Origin of the sequence: Rahnella sp. PD12R (assembly GCF_019200965.1) — a bacterium.
Taxonomy (GTDB): domain Bacteria; phylum Pseudomonadota; class Gammaproteobacteria; order Enterobacterales; family Enterobacteriaceae; genus Rahnella; species Rahnella laticis.
Genome location: NZ_JAHTMS010000007.1, coordinates 82,980 through 100,334 on the forward strand (window position 1 = coordinate 82,980; position 17,355 = coordinate 100,334).

The following is a 17,355-nucleotide window of genomic DNA, read 5'->3' on the forward strand; positions in this document are numbered from 1 at the left end:
GTTCCTCGCTTTTTCTGCGTTATCTTTTCTAAGTTTAGCGTTAAGTGCTTGAAGTTCCAAAACACAACTCAGGTGAAAACCCTTCACCTCAATATCCTGAAGCGATCATGCCATGAGTTCGCGGGAAAAATGTAAACAGCGCCCGCTTTACTGTTTCACAATTTTCCAGAGTATTTCTGACTGCCCGGTGCCTGCATTTCGGCCAGATCCGGCATAACGCCACGCATCACTTCCAGAAATTTACGCAGCCGCGCCGGATAATAGCTGGAATACGGATACACCAGATAGACAGGCAGCGGCAGCGCGTTCCAGCCGGGCAAGACGCGTTGTAAATGCCCTTGCTCGAGATCGTCCTGCACTACCCACGCCGACACAATGCCCGCGCCCAGCCCGGAAAGCGCGGCCTTGCGCACGGCGTATAAGCTGTCTGTCGCCATGCGCGGCGCAATCGTGCAGCTTTCCATTCTGCCGTCGGTATCGTGGCGCAGCATGACTTCATTACGGTAAAAAGTGCTGAGGGCGACCCAGGGTAAACTCGCCAGCTCGCTGACCTGCGTCACCGGATGCTGTTGCAGTAATTCGGGCGTGGCGATCACGATACGCGGCACTTCAGCCAGCAAAACCGCCACCATCGACGGATCCGCAACGTTCCCGACCTGAATTGCGCAGTCGATATCTTCGGAGAGAAAATCCGGCGTGCGGTCGTTGAGCATCCAGTCCACCGTCAGGTTCGGATACTGCTTTAAATAGCGGGTCAGCGGCCCGATCAGCTGATCCTGCCCGAATGCATGCGGCGCACGCACGCGCAGGGTACCCACCGGTTCATCTCCCGCGCCGTGTAACTGATCTTCCAGCGACGCCCAGCGTTCGAGCAATAATTTGGCCTGCGCATAACACCGCTCGCCGTCGTCGGTCAGTTTCATGGCGTGCGTGGTGCGAAGAATCAGTCGGGCGCCGAGCATTTTCTCCAGCGACTGCAAGCGGCGGCTTACCGTTGGCTGGCTGGTGCCCAGCTGGGCGGCGGCGGCGGATAAACTGCCGCTTTCAACGATACGGACAAACGTCTGCATTAAGTCGATGCGGTCAATACCGCTGGTGAGTGGTGTATTCATACGCCTCACGTATAACAGTTTTACCTTTGTGCAGGCTACCACTTATAACCGTTCGGGTGAAGAATGCGTGCCATGACATCCACACAACACACGTATTCATCAGGAAAACATCATGTCAGACATCACCCAAACTTCTGCAACCGCCGCTGAACCGGCGCTTTCCGGCAAAATCATTTTTACGCTGGCCGCCGGTGCCGGGCTGAGCGTGGCATCGATTTACTACAGCCAGCCAATGCTCGGCATTATGGGCGGAAACTTGCAGGCCAGCACCACGTCAGTCGGGCTGATCCCGACGCTGACGCAGGCCGGTTACGCGCTGGGCATTCTGTTTTTGATCCCGCTCGGTGACCGTCACGACCGCCGGACAATTATCCTGCTCAAGAGTATTTTGCTGGCCGTTGCACTGCTGCTGTGTGGTTTTGTGCCGGGCATTCACGGCTTACTGGCCGCCAGTCTGATCACCGGTATCGGCGCGACCATGGCGCAGGATATCGTGCCCGCTTCCGCGCATCTTGCTCCGGCGGCGCAGCGCGGTAAAACGGTCGGGACGGTAATGACCGGTTTGCTGGTCGGGATCCTGCTTTCCCGCGTGGTCAGCGGTTTTGTTGCGGAGTATTTTGGCTGGCGGGTGATGTATCAGCTGGCAGCGGTGAGCGTCGCGCTGATTGGTTTTGCGCTGTGGCGGGTTCTGCCACGGTTTACGCCGGACACGTGCATCAGCTATGCCCGACTGCTGCACTCCATGTTCGGATTGTGGAAGCACTATAAAACGCTGCGCCACGCGGCGCTGGCTCAGGGTTTGCTGTCTGTCGCATTCAGCGCGTTCTGGTCAACCCTGGCGATTATGCTCAACGATACATTCCATCTGGGCAGCGCGGTGGCCGGTGCTTTCGGGCTGGCCGGTGCAGCCGGTGCGCTGGCGGCTCCGCTGGCAGGCGCATTAGCCGATAAAAAAGGCCCGGCGCGGGTCACGCAAATGGGTTCTGCGCTGGTGATGGTGTCATTCGCCGCGATGTTCCTGCTGCCGCTGTTGTCGCCGCATGCGCAACTTGCGCTGATTGTGGCGAGTGCCATCGGTTTTGACTTAGGCATTCAGGCCACGCTGGTTGCCCATCAGACACTGGTTTATGGCCTCGAACCTGCGGCTCGCGGCAGACTGAACGCCCTGCTGTTTACCGTCGTGTTTATCGGAATGTCCGCCGGTGCCGCGCTGGGCAGTAAAGCGCTGGAAGCCGGTGGCTGGACGGGTGTGGTTCTGCTGGCCACCGTTGCGGCGGCCGCCGCCCTGCTGGTCCGTTTGTTCAGCCGTAAAAGCTGACTGTCAGATAAAAACAAAAAGCGCCGTGACTGGCGCTTTTTGCATTTGGGGGAGAACCGCCATAATCAGTGTTTAATGATGTACATTTCCTGGCTGTAAGCGACATCTTCCGGGTTGGTGATCGGATAGCCTTTCACCCACGGTTTGATCAGGCGGCCATTGGTGTACTGATAAATAGGCGCAATCGGTGCCTGGCTGGCGATAATTTGCTCGGCCTTGTTGTAGTCATCGTTACGGCGCGCGTCGCTGGTTTCACGGCTGGCTTCAGCGATCACTTTGTCGTAATCGGCGCTGCTGAATTTGCTGATGTTACCGGTGTGCGTGGACGTCAGCAGGGACAGGAAGGTTGACGCTTCATTATAATCGCCGACCCATGACGCACGGATCACATCGAAATTGCCGGTGTTGCGGCTGTCGATATAGGTTTTCCATTCCTGATTAACCAGTTTTACATCCGCCCCCAGATTCTTTTTCCACATCGAGGCCACCGCGATGGCAATCTTCTGATGGCTTTCCGAGGTGTTGTACAGCAAGGTCAGATGCAGCGGTTTGTTCGGGCCATAACCCGCCGCCGCCAGCAGCCCTTTTGCCTGCGCATTCAGCTCTTCCTGCGAGTAATCCTGCATTTCACTTTTCGTGGCTTTGAAACCGTTGGTGACGTCAGGCGTAAAATGCCATGCCGGTTTTTCGCCGGTACCCAGCACTTTTTCGGCAATCACGGTGCGGTCAATACTCAGCGACAGCGCCAGACGCACACGGGCGTCGTCGGTCGGCGCACGGCGGGTATTGAACGCGTAATAATAGGTACCGAGCTGATACGGCGTGTAGACCTGCCCCGGAATATCGTGCATTAGTTTTTTGTACTGATCTTTCGGGAAGGATTCGGTGATGTCGATGTCATTGGCCAGATAGCGTTTTGTGGCGTTGGATTCTTTATTGATGGGGACGAAGGTGACTTTCGTCAGTACAGTACGCGCGTGATCCCAGTAATTCGGGTTCGGCTCCAGCACCAGTTTTTCGTTCACGACGCGCTCTTTGAGCACATATGCGCCGTTGCCCACCAGATTGCCGGGCTTGGTCCAGTCATCGCCAAATTTTTCCACCGTGGCTTTATGCACGGGGAACAGGCTGAAGTTCGCCAGCAGGCTGACAAAAAATGGCACCGGACGGTCGAGCGTAACGCGCAGTTGCGTCGGGCTGATGGCGGTAACACCGAGTTTATCAACCGGCATTTTCCCGGCAATGATCGCATCGGCGTTAGCGATACCGGCCAGCGCCGCAAACCATGAACCGGTTGCTAAGCTTTTCGGATCAACCAGACGCTGCCAGCTGTAAACAAAATCCTGCGCCGTCACCGGATCGCCGTTCGACCATTTGGCGTCTTTACGCAATGTGAAGAGGAAAACCTGATTGTTCTGGTTCTGCCAGCTTTCGGCGACGCCGGGAATGCTTTTCCCGTTAGCGTCCTGATTCACCAGACCTTCGAACAGGTCACGCGCCACCTGCGCTTCCGGCAGGCCGACGACTTTTGCCGGATCCAGCGAAGCGGGTTCATCTTTGATATGACGGACGATTTCCTGTCTGGCGGCAAGTTGCGTACCGGCGGGAACCTGAGCGGCCATGGCCTGACCGGAAATCAGTGCCACCAGCGCGGCACAGGCGGAATACGATAAGAGAGGAAACGATTTTCCCTGCGGCATAAATTCTCCTGAACACATAAGGGGCCAGCCCTGAAATATTCAGGAGTTTTATCATTTGTTACCGCAATCCCCTACAGGAAATCGTTACAGATTTGCCTTCGCGCACAAAACAACGGCAACAGGCGAGAAATTACTCGGAACCGGCGATGTCGACTCCGCCACAATGAAACTTCATCGCGGGTTCAACGTCCTGCGCCAGCCAGGTCGGCCCATCAAGATCGATGAACTTTGCGCCCGCCGTCAGCGGAAGTGCCGCCCTCACCGCGCGTGAGGTGCATAACATGCAGCCCAGCATGACTTCAAAGCCCTGCGCGTACGCCGCCTGCGCCAGCCGCAGTGCGCCCGTCAGCCCGCCGGTTTTATCGAGTTTTATATTCACCATCTCATAACGCCCTTTCAGCGCCGGAAGCCCTTCAATCGTATGGCAACTTTCGTCGGCGCAAATTGGAAGGGGATGGATGAAATTCTCCAGCGCGGAATCTTCGCCCGCAGGCAGCGGCTGTTCGAGCATCAGAATGCCGAGATCGGCCAGCAACTGGCAGCGGGCCGCCAGCCCGTCGCTTTGCCATGCTTCATTGGCATCCACAATCAGGGACGCCTTGGGCACGGCGGCGCGGATAGCCACCAGACGTTCGGCTATCAGCCGGTCATCGAGTTTAATTTTTAACAGCGTTGCGCCCTTTTGTTGCAGCGCGAGCGCGGCTTCCGCCATCTCTTCCGGCGTGCCGATACTGACGGTTTGCGCCATGCTGATTGACGCCAGCGGTTCAGTGCCGGTGAGTTGCCAGAGCGTCTGGCCGGTGAGTTGCGTTTCAAGATTCCACAGCGCCGAATCCAGCGCATTTCGGGCGGCACCGGCGGGAAGCAAATGTTGCAATTGTTCGCGTGTTGCGCCCTGTTCAATCGCCGTGACGGCGCTGGCGATTTGCGCCATCACCGAGGTTTCGCTTTCGTCATAGCGGGGATACGGCGTGCATTCTCCCACGCCGCGAATGCCCTTTTCTTCGATTTCGACAGTGACTACGCGTGCTTCAGTGCGGCTGCCGCGGGAGATCACAAATGCCGTATGCAACGGCCAGGCTTCCGGATAAAAGCGAACACTTCTCATAACAGCTCCTCGGTATATACTCAAACGGGCATATATAAGATATACAAGTATTTAGCATTTAATCTATATCCAATCTACAATTGTTCCCCTAAACTGAAAGCCGTTTGACTCCAATGTCCATAGGAAATAATCATGACCCAGACAGTACACTTTCAGAGCAACCCGGTCACCGTTGCTGGCAAAATCCCACAAAAAGGCGACGTCGCCAAGCCGTTCAGCCTGGTCGCTAAAGATCTCTCTGATGTCAGCCTGAGCAGCTTCGCGGGCAAACGCAAAGTCCTGAACATTTTCCCAAGCATTGATACCGGCGTTTGCGCGACGTCAGTGCGTAAATTCAACCAGCTGGCGGGCGAAATTGAGAACACTGTGGTTCTGTGCATCTCCGCTGACCTGCCATTCGCGCAGTCCCGTTTCTGCGGTGCGGAAGGCCTGAGCCACGTCACCACGCTGTCCACCCTGCGTGGCGGTGATTTCAAATCTGAATACGGCGTCGCGATCACCGACAGCGCACTGGCTGGCCTGACTGCGCGTGCCGTTATCGTTCTGGATGGTCAGGACAACGTGCTGTACAGCGAGCTGGTGAACGAAATTACCACCGAACCGGACTACGAGTCTGCGCTGGCTGTCCTGAAATAAGGATCTGAGTTTTGTCATCTGCGGATGACAGGCGAAAAAAAAGCAACGGCTGAGTCAGTTGCTTTTTTATTGCTTCTTATTTAATGAAAAATTTACTGACCAACAGGCATTACTCTTCGCTTTCGCCGGTTTCACCGCGACGGGCGCTGAGGCCGTATTCGCGCAATTTATTGGCAATCGCCGTGTGTGAAACACCCAGACGTTTCGCCAGTTTTCGCGTGCTTGGATAAGTGCGATAAAGACGGGTCAGTACCGAGCGTTCGAAACGCTTGCTGATGTCATCGAGCGAACCGTTCAGCGCTTCTTCGCCAATCGTCACTTCGGCATCAAAGTCTGGCAGAACGATGTCCTGAGGGCGCAGTTCGCCGCCTTCCAGCTGGGTGAGCGCACGATAAATGGCGTTTTTCAGCTGACGGACGTTGCCCGGCCAGCCGTAATGCGTCAGATAATTTGCCAGCTGCGAGGACAGTTTCGGTCGCGGCATTCCCTGTTCATCGGAGAAACGCGCCACAAACAGCTCGGTCAGCGGCATGACATCCGCAGGACGATCGCGCAGCGGCGGCAGCGTCAGGCTGAGCACGTTCAGACGGTAATACAGGTCTTCACGGAATTCTCCGCGCTGAACCAGTTCCACCAGATTCTTCTGCGTGGCGCACATCACGCGCACATCCACCTTCACTTCATGCTCTTCGCCGACGCGGCGGAACGTGCCGTCATTGAGAAAACGCAGCAACTTAATCTGCATTCTCGGCGACATTTCACCGATTTCATCGAGCAATACCGAACCGCCGTTGGCCTGTTCGAAGAAGCCTTTTTTGCCTTCCAGGGCATTCGGATACGCGCCAGCGGCATAACCGAACAGTTCACTTTCAACGACATCATCCGGCAGCGAAGCACAGTTGAGGCCCAGGAACGGCTTTTTGCCGCGCGCGCTGCGCAGGTGGCAGGCATGCGCCAGCAAATCTTTGCCGGTGCCGGTATCACCGACGATCAGCAACGGTGCATCCAGCATCGCCAGTTTGCGCGCCTGATCGAGCACGTGGCGCATTTTGCTGCTGACCGCGACAATGTGGTCGAACTCGCTGTCGTCGTTGACCGTCAGATCCTGCAGCTGGCGGCCCATACGGGCGGCCGATTTGAGCATGACCACGGCTCCGGCGATACCGCCTTTTTCGTTTTCATCCTCAATGTGGATCGGCGTGAGATCCATCAGGAAATCCTGACTGCGGATGACAATTCGCTCGGAATGCGGCTGAGCATTATCGCTTTCCAGCCAGCGCGTGACGTTGTAACCGGTGATCAGGTTTGCCGCCGTGACGTTGCGGATTTTCTCTTCATCGAGTTCAAACAACGCCATCGCCGCCGGGTTGGCCTGCTCGATTTTGCCCTTCATATCAATGGAGAAAACCGGCTCCGGCATGGAGACCAGCAGCGCACGCAGGGCGCGGTGTTCACGCTCAGATGGCATGAACGTAACAGTACGGACATCCGTCACGCCGTCGATACGGCGGATTTCTGCCATCAGCGCGCGAAAAGTATCAAAATCCAGTTGGGAAAAATTAAGGTAAATGCGGCCAATCGAGGCAATCTCGATCCCGCGTAAATCAATACTGCGTAAAACCAGTAGATCGAGTAGTTCCCGGGTGAGCCCCAGGCGGTCTTCGCAAAAAACTTCCAGACGCATCAGTGTTGACCTTTTTCTGCCGGTGCGGAAATCGCTGGGGGGATAATACTCTTTCATGTACACGGGAAGAAGAGACTGTCACGAAAAGTTGACAAAATAATTCCCGGGTGGAAATCGCCTTGCCACAATGACCGGGTAAGCATTTTGCTTTTGCAGTGATTTTTGCTGTTATTTTCGGGTGCGCGGATTTCGCCATCCCTGCCTTTTTCTGCTACTATCGCCCTTCTGATTTCATCGCCAAATGGTTCCCGACTATGAAGTTCGTCTCCTTTAATATCAACGGATTGCGCGCGCGTCCACACCAGCTCGCCGCCATTATTGAACAGCATCAGCCTGACGTGATCGGTTTGCAGGAAACTAAGGTTCACGACGACATGTTCCCGCTGGAAGATGTCAGCCAGTACGGCTACCACGTGTTTTATCATGGTCAGAAAGGCCATTATGGCGTGGCTATGCTGACTAAACAGGAACCGGTGGCTGTACGCCGTGGTTTCCCGGGAGACGATGAAGACTCCCAGCGCCGTATCATCATGGCCGACATTGAAACGCCACAGGGCATTCTGACGGTCATCAACGGGTATTTCCCGCAGGGCGAAAGCCGCGACCATCCGACCAAATTCCCGGCCAAAGAGAAGTTCTACCGCGATTTGCAGGATTACCTGAACACCAGTTTGTCAGTGAATAATCCGGTAGTTGTGATGGGCGACGTGAATATCAGCCCGACCGATCTGGACATTGGTATCGGCGAAGACAGCCGTAAACGCTGGCTGCGCACCGGTAAATGTTCTTTCCTGCCGGAAGAGCGCGAATGGATGGATCGCCTGAAAGGCTGGGGACTCGTTGATACGTTCCGCGCCGCTAACCCGGAAGCGACCGATAAATTCTCATGGTTCGACTACCGTTCACGCGGCTTTGATGAAAACCGCGGCCTGCGCATCGATCTGATCCTGGCGAGCAATCCGCTGGCTGAACGCTGTTTAGCGACCGGTATCGATTACGATATTCGCGGAATGGAAAAACCGTCTGACCATGCGCCAATCTGGGCAACGTTCGACCTGAAGTAATACAGATGAAAACGATTGATGTGGTCGCCGCGCTGATAGAACGTGAGGGAAAATTACTCCTCGCCCGGCGCGATGCCAGCAGCGATCAGGCCGGTTTATGGGAATTCCCCGGCGGGAAAGTAGAAGCCGGGGAAAGCCAGCCCGCCGCGCTGATACGTGAGTTACGCGAAGAGATGAACATCACCGCGCAGGTTGCCGGTTTTGTCGCGACCAGCGAACTGCATCAGCCGGAACGCCTGATCCGCCTGCATGGCTGGCGCGTCAGCAGTTTCACAGGAACGATTTCGTTACAGTGTCACTCGGAAGTTTGCTGGGTTGCGCCGCAGGAGGTTCGTTCCTTTGAACTGGCACCAGCGGATATTCCGCTGATTGACGCCTATCTGCGGGCCTTGTAGCCACGGCGCAGCTTAGCGCTTCTCCATAAAAAAAGGCGCGGACAGGTGACTGTTTCCGCGCCTTTTTGTTGTTCAGGGCCGGGTTATTTTTTCAGCACTTCCCATTTCAGTTCATTGGTGCCAACCACGTTCGGGTCGCGCGAGCATTGCAGCACCACGCTGTCCGCCGTGACCACCGCGCCCTCGCTGTAGCTCTGGTTGTTGTAGATGCAGCAGTTATGGCAGGTCGGCGCACTGTTACTATTGCTGTTGCCGCTGTTTTCCCAGATTTGCGGCGGCAGCGGCACCACGACGTCCGCGCCGTTGCCGTAACGCTCCGCCATCACCGGAGCCGACAGCAATGACGAACTGACCAGTAACGCCATCAGCGCTTTATGCATCAACTTCTTATTCATCAGTACGTTATTCATCACTGTTTGCTTCCTTCCCTTTGGGGCTGGCTTTACGCCGTTTAGGTGCGCTTTTACCTTTCGCCGCCGCAGCGGGCTTAGAAGGCAGGCTGCGGAATGCCGAAGACACCCGGTTCGTTTTGGCCTGAATGATGAGGTTCTGCAACGTGGCGACCAGCGGTTCCATGAAATCCTGGTAGCGGCAGCTTTTTTCACTGATACGCGTCAGCGTGGATTCCCAGTCAGCCGTCATATCAGGCCTTGCGGCAATGTCCGGCAGCGAATGAATCAGTGCGCGGCCAGTGTCGCTGGAATGAATATAACGCCCTTTTTTGTATAAAAACTCGCGGCGGAACAGGAGTTCAATAATCCCGGCGCGCGTCGCTTCTGTGCCCAGGCCGTCCGTGGCGCGCAGAATTTTCTTCAGTTCTTTATCCTGCACGAAACGCGCAATACCGGTCATTGCAGAAAGCAACGTCGCATCGGTAAACGGGCGCGGCGGCTGCGTCTGGCGCTCCACCACTTCTCCGCGCTCGCACAGTAATTCATCGCCTTTCGCCACGACCGGCAACGGCGTACCTTCGTTTTCTTCGTCACGCTCTTTGCTGCCAAGCAGTGTTCGCCAGCCTGCCTCAGCCAGGAAACGCGCTTTGGCGATGAACTTGCCACCGGCGATATCCAGATCGATAACGCATTTGCGGTAAACCGCGTCAGGGCAGAATTGCATCAGGTACTGACGCGCCACCAGACCGTAAATTTTGCGCTCGTCTTCGCTCAGGTTGACGTTACTGCTGCGCGCCGTCGGGATAATCGCGTGGTGCGCATCGACCTTTTTGTCGTCCCAGCAACGGTTACGTAAATCGGTATCAACGACTGGCTGCGGCATTAAATCCGGGCGGTGAACGCCGATGGCATTCAGTACGGCGTGACGTCCGGCAAAATGTTCTTCTGGCAGATATCGGCAATCCGAACGCGGATACGTAATCAATTTGTGCGTTTCATAGAGTTTCTGGCAGATATCCAGAATCTGCTGTGCGCTCAGACCAAAGGCTTTCGACCCTTCAATCTGCAGGGTGGATAACGAGAACGGCAACGGCGCGATATCGTTTTCACGTTTGTCGTTATACCCGGTGACCATCGCCGGTTGCCCGGCAATGCGCGCCACCACGTGATCCGCCAGCGGGCGGTGAAGCAAACGCCCTTCTTCATCCTGATACGGCTCGCAGGATTCGCTCGGTTGCCAGAGCGCGATAAAGCGTTCTTCGGCAGGCGTGACGATGTGCGCTTTCACTTCAAAGAAATCTTTCGGTATAAAATTTTCGATCTCTTCATCACGACGTACCACCAGCCCGAGCACCGGCGTTTGCACGCGGCCAACGGAAAGCACGCCGTTGTATCCGGCATTGCGCCCTAAAATCGTATAGGCTCGGGTCATGTTGATGCCGTAAAGCCAGTCAGCGCGGGCGCGGGCCAGTGCAGAAACGCACAGCGGAATAAAATCGCGGTTGTCGCGCAGGCGTTCAATGGCACGTTCGACGGCCTGTGGATTGAGATCGTTAATCAGACAGCGCTGGGTCGCATGACGCTTTTCCGGCGTCAGCTCCAGATAATCCAGCACTTCATCCACCAGGAGTTGTCCTTCGCGATCCGGGTCACCCGCGTGGACAACCTGAGAGGCCTCCAGCAGCAGACGTTTGATGACATTAAGCTGTTTGGCTACGGAAGGACGCGGCTGGAGCTGCCACTTATTGGGAATGATCGGTAAGTCAGCCAGCGCCCAGCGGGCGAAGCGGCTGTCGTAAGCATCCGGCTGGGCCTGTTCCAGTAAGTGACCGACGCACCAGGTCACCACCTGATCGTTGCCACAGGCAATATATCCGTCGCCGCGGCGATGAGGCTTCGGCAGGACATCCGCAATAGCGCGGGCAAGGCTGGGTTTTTCGGCAATAAACAGACGCATCAGACCGCACCGGCCTGAAGTGTGACCGCGAGTGTGATCGCTACAAAAATTTCCATCGTCCCATCCTTCATTCACAACGTCCTCATCATCCAGAGGTGGCTATGTTATCCGCTGGCGACGCAATTAGTAAGATGGGCAGAGACATCCGGGATGGCGGTCGCTCACAAAGGCAGCGAAAAACCGGTTTATCAGAATGAACTGAACATATTCTGCTGAAAAACCGGTCTGCCTGTCATGAGGAAATGGCTTAAAAATGCGTCACGAAAGGCGCGCTGTCCACCGGGATGACCTGCAAACTGGCCTTAAGCTGCGGCGTGCCGAGATACAGGAAACCGACGATTTTATCGTTCTCGCCGCAATGGAAGGCTTTGCGGACATCAGGATGGTCGGTCCACGCGCCGGTGCGCCAGATACCATTGAACCCCTGCGCCAGCGCTGCCATCTGCATCGCCTGCACGGCACAACCGGCTGACAACAGCTGTTCCCACTGTGGCACTTTCGGGCTTTCCTTGCAGGCCGCAATCACGGTGATGATCTGCGGGGCGCGAAGCGGAGCCTGCGTGGCTTTCTCAACGGCTTTTTCGTCCGCGCCGTCTTTGATGGCCGCCGTGCGCAGCAGCTCACTGAAACGCGTCAGACCATCATTTTCTGCAATCACGAAGCGCCACGGCTGGAGCGCACCGTGGTCCGGCGCACGCATCCCTGCGTTGATGATATTTTGCAACGCTTGCCCTGCCGGTGCGGGAGCCGCCAGACGGGATGCAGAACGGCGGTTGAGTAACAAATCCAGTGCGTCCATTTTAATCTCCTGAGAATAATTGCTATTTACCTTACGTTAACATAGGCACAACGCATTTTTCCAACCTCCGGCTGGCTTTCGGATAATGCGTCACCGCCAAATTCTGAAATGATTTAAAGCTGACATTTCTCCGGCAGGTCATTAGGATAGCGAGACTTAACCGTCTTATTGGAGAGACCATGCGCACATTGTGGCGAATTATCGCCGGTTTTTTTAAGTGGACCTGGCGTCTTCTTAATTTCGTCAGAGAATTCATTCTCAACGTATTTCTTATTCTGATCATTCTGGCCGGCGTCGGCATCTGGTATGCCGTGCAGGATAAGCCGGTTGAAACCACGAAAGGCGCGCTGCTGGTCGATCTTAGCGGCTCGGTGGTGGATAAACCTTCCGTGAACAATAAAGTCCGCCAGTGGGGCCGCGAGCTTCTGGGGACATCCAGCAGCCGGTTGCAGGAAAACTCCCTGTTTGATCTGGTCGATACCCTTCGTTCCGCAAAAGATGACAAAAACGTCACCGGTATCGTGTTGCAGCTGACCGATTTCACCGGCACCGATCAGTCATCCATGCAATATATCGGTAAAGCATTGCGCGAATTCCGTGATGCCGGTAAACCGATTTACGCCATCGGCGACAGCTACAATCAGTCGCAATATTATCTGGCGAGCTACGCCAATAAAATCTATCTGTCGCCGCAGGGCGCGGTCGATTTGCACGGTTTTGCGACCAATAATCTGTACTACAAATCTCTGCTGGATAAGCTGAAAGTCACCACCAACATCTTCCGCGTCGGAACGTATAAATCCGCCGTTGAACCGCTGATCCGTGATGATATGTCCCCTGCAGCCCGCGAGGCGGACAGCCGCTGGATTGGTGGCTTGTGGAGTAACTACCTCAATACCGTTTCAGCTAACCGCCAGATTACGCCTGAGCAACTGTTCCCGGGTGCAGCGGGCATTCTTGCAGGCATGCAGGCCACCGGCGGCGATATGGCGCAGTACGCGCTGAAAGCCAAACTGGTGGACTCTCTGGCGTCGCGTACCGAAGCGGACAATGACATGGTGAAAGCGTTTGGCTGGAATAAAACCACCAAAGACTTTAACTACACCAGCATTTACGATTATTCACCGAAGCCAAAACCGGATAACAACGATCCGCAAATCGCAGTGATCTTCGCCACCGGTGCCATCAATGATGGCGAAGAACAACCGGGTGCCGTGGGCGGCGATACTACCGCACAGCAAATTCGCGATGCCCGTCTGGATCCGAAAGTGAAAGCGATTGTATTGCGCGTTAACAGCCCGGGCGGCAGCGTCAGCGCGTCTGAAGTGATCCGTTCAGAACTGGCCGCCGCGAAAGCCGCGGGTAAACCGGTTGTGGTTTCAATGGGTGGAATGGCGGCTTCCGGGGGTTACTGGATTTCAACGCCTGCGAACTACATCATTGCCAGCCCGAGCACGCTGACCGGTTCCATCGGTATCTTTGGTGTGATCAATACGTATCAGAACACGCTGGATTACGCCGGTGTACATACTGACGGCGTGGCGACCTCCCCGCTGGCCGATATTGCATCGACCAAAGCATTGCCGCCGGAGTTCTCGCAAATGATGCAGCTGAACATCGAGAATGGGTATAAAACCTTCCTGGGCCTGGTGGCGGATTCCCGCCATAAAACGCCGGAGCAGATTGATCAGATTGCACAGGGACACGTCTGGATTGGTTCTGACGCCAAGGCCAACGGTCTGGTGGATGAGCTGGGTGATTTCGATGACGCAGTGAAGAAAGCCGCAGATCTGGCGAAAATGCCAAAATGGCAGCTGAACTGGTATGTCAGCGAGCCAAGCCTGAGCGATATGTTGTTCTCTCAGGTTAGCGTGTCCGTTCACGCCATGCTGCCTGCCGCTATTCAGGCCTATCTGCCTGCGCCGGTGAGCAAAATGGCGATGGAGCTGAAATCACAGGCTGACCTGTTTAGCAATATGAACGATCCGCAAAACCGTTATGCACTTTGCCTGACGTGTGGTGACGTGAAGTAATTCCGTTAGCCACTCTTGCATGAAAATCCGCCCGGCGCTTCTCCCTGAGAACGCCGGGCTTTTTTGTGGCGCGGCGCTTTTTGGGTGGGACAGCGGCGGCGAAGCCTTTATACTTAGCGCAGTTGCTTTCACCTTTCTAAAAAAAGAACATCTTCGATGACTAAAAAATCTATTTACGTTGCCTATACCGGCGGCACCATCGGTATGCAGCGTTCTGAGCAGGGTTACATTCCTGTATCCGGCCATTTACAACGCCAGCTGGCGCTGATGCCTGAATTCCACCGCCCTGAAATGCCTGAATTCACGATTCAGGAATACGCGCCACTGATGGATTCTTCCGACATGACGCCGGAAGACTGGCAGCACATCGCAGACGACATTCAGGCGCATTACGACGATTACGACGGTTTTGTGATTCTGCATGGCACGGACACCATGGCCTTCACGGCCTCTGCGCTGTCCTTCATGCTGGAAAATCTGAGCAAGCCGGTGATCGTCACGGGTTCACAAATCCCGCTGGAAGCCCTGCGCTCCGACGGGCAGATTAACCTGCTGAACTCGCTGTATATCGCGGCAAATCATCCGGTTAACGAAGTCACCCTGTTTTTCAACAACCGTCTGTATCGCGGCAACCGCAGCACCAAAGCCCACGCCGACGGTTTTGATGCATTTGCGTCACCCAATCTTTCTCCGCTGCTGGAAGCAGGCATTCATATCCGCCGCCTGTCGACACCGTCGCTGCCGGTTGTTCCTGCTTCGACGCTGAAAGTGCATCACATCACCCCGCAGCCTATCGGCGTGGTGACAATTTACCCCGGCATTTCCGCAGAAGTTGTGCAAAACTTTCTGATGCAGCCGGTGAAAGCGCTGATTCTGCGCTCTTATGGCGTCGGCAATGCCCCGCAAAAAGGCGATTTGCTGAAAGTGCTGAAGGACGCTTCTGAGCGCGGCATTGTGGTCGTGAATCTGACGCAATGCATCTCCGGACGTGTCAACATGGGCGGTTATGCAACGGGCAACGCGCTGGCGCATTCCGGCGTGATCAGCGGGTTTGATATGACGGTGGAAGCCGCGCTGACTAAGCTGCATTACCTGCTCAGCCAGTCGCATACCCCGGAAGAAATCCGCGAGCTGATGCAGCAGAATCTGCGTGGCGAGCTGACGGAATAGTTGTCCGTATGAGAGGCGATATGAAATCTGCGTTGTTGCTTGTCGATTTGCAAAACGATTTTTGCCGCGGTGGCGCGCTGGCCGTTAATGACGGGGATGCAACTATTGCCGTCGCCAATCAGATGATGTCGTGGTGTAAAAGCCGCGGTATTCCTGTGGTGGCGTCGCAAGACTGGCACCCTGCCGGACACAAAAGTTTTGCCGCAAACTCGCATCAGGATGCCTGGACATCGGGCGAACTGAACGGGCTGCCGCAGGTCTGGTGGCCGGTTCACTGCGTACAACAGGAACCCGGCGCAGAATTCCATCCGTCACTGAATACGCGTCTTTTAGATTTTGTCGTGCAGAAAGGTACAGACGCAGAAATCGACAGTTACAGCGCATTCTTCGATAACGGCCACCGCGCCGCCACCGTGCTGAACGACTGGCTGAAGGCCGCAAAAATTTCACATCTTTATGTCATGGGGCTGGCGACAGATTACTGTGTGAAGTTCACGGTGCTGGACGCGCTGGCGCAGGGATATCAGGTTACGCTGCTGACCGATGGCTGCCGCGGCGTGAACATCGAACCTCACGATAGTGCTGAAGCTGTTGAAGCAATGCGTGAGGCTGGCGCACAAATCGGAACGGCAGGCGCACTGAACGGTTGATTCCTCCGGGCCTTCAGATGCAAAAAAGGCGCGTTATGCGTCTTTTTTATGCCCTGACATCGCGCGTTAGAAATCCCGATTACCTTCACGTCCCCGCCGTAACTTGTTCAATTCCGGACAAATTCATTTTTTACAAAAGTTCACGTAATAGATCTCGTTTTGGTTATGCGTAATACGTTATAAATAGCACACTATCATTAATCACCCGGCTGTATTCCATGATAATTTTATGACTGACATGCCATGCAAATGACTCTGCAATGTGTACGTTATTCTTTATCGATAAATAATGAATGGACTATGCGTGGTCGTACCAATAAGATGGCGCCGCTTTTTATTAAATGAATAACTAAAGCTTAGGATGAGCAGGCTAACCCTTAAGGATTATCAGATTGAAAGAATACCAATATCAAATTTTAAAAAGCTGTCTTCAGCGTGAAGTGATGGATTCAGAGAAAGAATTTTCCTGGTTCCGCACGCTGCATCGCGCCATAAAATGCCCGGGGAGGCGTTTCTACTTCTGGTGGCGAATCGCTAATTATCTGTATAAAACAGGCGGTAAGGCTTCCAGAAAATACGCAATATCTGTAAACAGAAGATTAAGAAATAAATATGGCACTGATATCAATCTGGGCGCTGATATTGGTCCAGGAATGAAGATTTCTCATTTCGTTGGTATTGTGGTTGCCGATTGTTGCGAAATAGGCTCGAACCTGAACATTAAGCAAAATGTGACAATTGGTATCAAATATGACAATCAGAGCGGCAAGATCTATATCGGGGACAATGTCATCATTGGTGCGAACAGTTGCATTATCGGTTGCGATATAAGCATCGGGAATAATGTCACCATCGGTGCGATGAGCTTCGTAGATAAAAATGTTCCTAATGATTGCGTTGTCTATAACCAGCGCACGGATAACCTGATCTACAAACAGATTGCGTAACCCACTGACGATTATTTTTTAAAGGCGCGTTATGCGCCTTTTTTATACCTCAGACAACCCCCTTTCCATTACTCCGGTTTGAGTCTGATCAGGGCGTCCTGAGCGAACTGCTGTTTCAGCTCTTGTTTGCTTTTGGTCACGATCTGCCCGTCAGTGCCGATGCTCATGTGCTGGGCATCCACGTTGTGACGTGACTGATACAGCATCACCGCCTGCAGACTGTGCTCTTTTTGTTCTGGCGTCAGCGCCACACCGTCGGGCCATTTCCCCAGCTCTACGGCCAGCGCCAGACGTGCGTAGATTTCCGGCGTCATTACATCAATGAGTTGATTAATTTCCATTTGGCACCTCTGTTGAACACGATTATTCAAAAGGTTTTGAATAATAGCT

Annotated in this window: 16 protein-coding genes; 8 read left to right on the forward strand and 8 right to left on the reverse strand. The window is 54.6% G+C overall.

The window, feature by feature from the left end:
- Window positions 1–155 precede the first annotated feature (155 nt).
- Window positions 156–1,112, reverse strand: coding sequence for a LysR family transcriptional regulator (locus KWG64_RS15010; RefSeq protein ID WP_218522329.1), 957 nt, complete (start codon window positions 1,110–1,112; stop codon window positions 156–158).
- A 112-nt stretch (window positions 1,113–1,224) separates the two neighbouring features.
- Between KWG64_RS15010 and KWG64_RS15015 the strand changes: the two genes are divergently transcribed.
- Window positions 1,225–2,430, forward strand: coding sequence for an MFS transporter (locus KWG64_RS15015; RefSeq protein ID WP_218522330.1), 1,206 nt, complete (start codon window positions 1,225–1,227; stop codon window positions 2,428–2,430).
- 65 nt (window positions 2,431–2,495) lie between these two features.
- Here KWG64_RS15015 and KWG64_RS15020 read toward each other — a convergent pair whose 3' ends face one another.
- Together KWG64_RS15020 and ycjG are read right to left on the reverse strand one after the other, a co-directional pair.
- Complete coding sequence (locus KWG64_RS15020) at window positions 2,496–4,052, reverse strand: ABC transporter substrate-binding protein (RefSeq protein ID WP_305079900.1); 1,557 nt, start codon at window positions 4,050–4,052, stop codon at window positions 2,496–2,498.
- A 208-nt stretch (window positions 4,053–4,260) separates the two neighbouring features.
- The gene (ycjG, locus tag KWG64_RS15025) at window positions 4,261–5,238 is read right to left on the reverse strand and encodes an L-Ala-D/L-Glu epimerase (protein WP_218522331.1); all 978 of its coding nucleotides are present in this window, start codon (window positions 5,236–5,238) and stop codon (window positions 4,261–4,263) included.
- A 132-nt stretch (window positions 5,239–5,370) separates the two neighbouring features.
- On the opposite strand from ycjG, the gene tpx reads away from it, so the two are divergent.
- Window positions 5,371–5,874, forward strand: a complete 504-nt coding sequence (gene tpx, locus KWG64_RS15030; protein ID WP_152327103.1) for a thiol peroxidase — start codon at window positions 5,371–5,373, stop codon at window positions 5,872–5,874.
- A gap of 109 nt (window positions 5,875–5,983) precedes the next feature.
- On the opposite strand, the gene tyrR is transcribed toward tpx, so the two are convergent.
- A complete protein-coding gene (gene tyrR / locus KWG64_RS15035; RefSeq protein ID WP_195823179.1) occupies window positions 5,984–7,558 on the reverse strand; it encodes a transcriptional regulator TyrR in 1,575 nt (524 codons plus the stop codon).
- Window positions 7,559–7,812: 254 nt separating this feature from the next.
- Between tyrR and xthA the strand changes: the two genes are divergently transcribed.
- Window positions 7,813–8,622: an exodeoxyribonuclease III gene (gene xthA, locus KWG64_RS15040; RefSeq protein ID WP_195823178.1), complete on the forward strand. Its 810-nt coding sequence runs from the start codon at window positions 7,813–7,815 to the stop codon at window positions 8,620–8,622.
- A gap of 5 nt (window positions 8,623–8,627) precedes the next feature.
- Window positions 8,628–9,017 carry a pyrimidine (deoxy)nucleoside triphosphate diphosphatase gene (locus tag KWG64_RS15045; protein WP_218522332.1) on the forward strand — a complete coding sequence of 130 codons (390 nt, stop codon included), beginning with the start codon at window positions 8,628–8,630 and terminating at the stop codon, window positions 9,015–9,017.
- A gap of 83 nt (window positions 9,018–9,100) precedes the next feature.
- On the opposite strand, the gene KWG64_RS15050 is transcribed toward KWG64_RS15045, so the two are convergent.
- The 3 genes from KWG64_RS15050 to KWG64_RS15060 form a co-directional block, all read right to left on the reverse strand.
- A complete protein-coding gene (locus KWG64_RS15050; protein WP_218522476.1) occupies window positions 9,101–9,397 on the reverse strand; it encodes a DUF1496 domain-containing protein in 297 nt (98 codons plus the stop codon).
- 22 nt (window positions 9,398–9,419) lie between these two features.
- Entirely contained in the window at window positions 9,420–11,366 is a 1,947-nt protein-coding gene (locus tag KWG64_RS15055; RefSeq protein WP_218522333.1) for a DNA topoisomerase III, read from the reverse strand.
- A gap of 247 nt (window positions 11,367–11,613) precedes the next feature.
- Window positions 11,614–12,165, reverse strand: coding sequence for an NAD(P)H nitroreductase (locus tag KWG64_RS15060; protein WP_218522334.1), 552 nt, complete (start codon window positions 12,163–12,165; stop codon window positions 11,614–11,616).
- 179 nt (window positions 12,166–12,344) lie between these two features.
- Here KWG64_RS15060 and sppA point away from each other — a divergent pair, with 179 nt between their 5' ends.
- The 4 genes from sppA to KWG64_RS15080 all read left to right on the forward strand — a co-directional run bounded on the left by sppA (window position 12,345) and on the right by KWG64_RS15080 (window position 16,965).
- On the forward strand, window positions 12,345–14,198 hold the full coding sequence (gene sppA / locus KWG64_RS15065; RefSeq protein WP_218522335.1) for a signal peptide peptidase SppA: 1,854 nt from the start codon (window positions 12,345–12,347) through the stop codon (window positions 14,196–14,198).
- A 156-nt stretch (window positions 14,199–14,354) separates the two neighbouring features.
- On the forward strand, window positions 14,355–15,368 hold the full coding sequence (gene ansA, locus KWG64_RS15070; RefSeq protein ID WP_165057761.1) for an asparaginase: 1,014 nt from the start codon (window positions 14,355–14,357) through the stop codon (window positions 15,366–15,368).
- A 20-nt stretch (window positions 15,369–15,388) separates the two neighbouring features.
- On the forward strand, window positions 15,389–16,018 hold the full coding sequence (gene pncA, locus KWG64_RS15075; protein ID WP_218522336.1) for a bifunctional nicotinamidase/pyrazinamidase: 630 nt from the start codon (window positions 15,389–15,391) through the stop codon (window positions 16,016–16,018).
- Between the two features lie 392 nt (window positions 16,019–16,410).
- Window positions 16,411–16,965, forward strand: a complete 555-nt coding sequence (locus KWG64_RS15080) for a serine acetyltransferase (RefSeq protein WP_218522337.1) — start codon at window positions 16,411–16,413, stop codon at window positions 16,963–16,965.
- A 68-nt stretch (window positions 16,966–17,033) separates the two neighbouring features.
- Here the strand turns inward: KWG64_RS15080 and KWG64_RS15085 are convergent, their stop codons facing one another.
- Window positions 17,034–17,306 carry a YeaC family protein gene (locus KWG64_RS15085; RefSeq protein ID WP_195823172.1) on the reverse strand — a complete coding sequence of 91 codons (273 nt, stop codon included), beginning with the start codon at window positions 17,304–17,306 and terminating at the stop codon, window positions 17,034–17,036.
- Window positions 17,307–17,355: the final 49 nt, after the last annotated feature.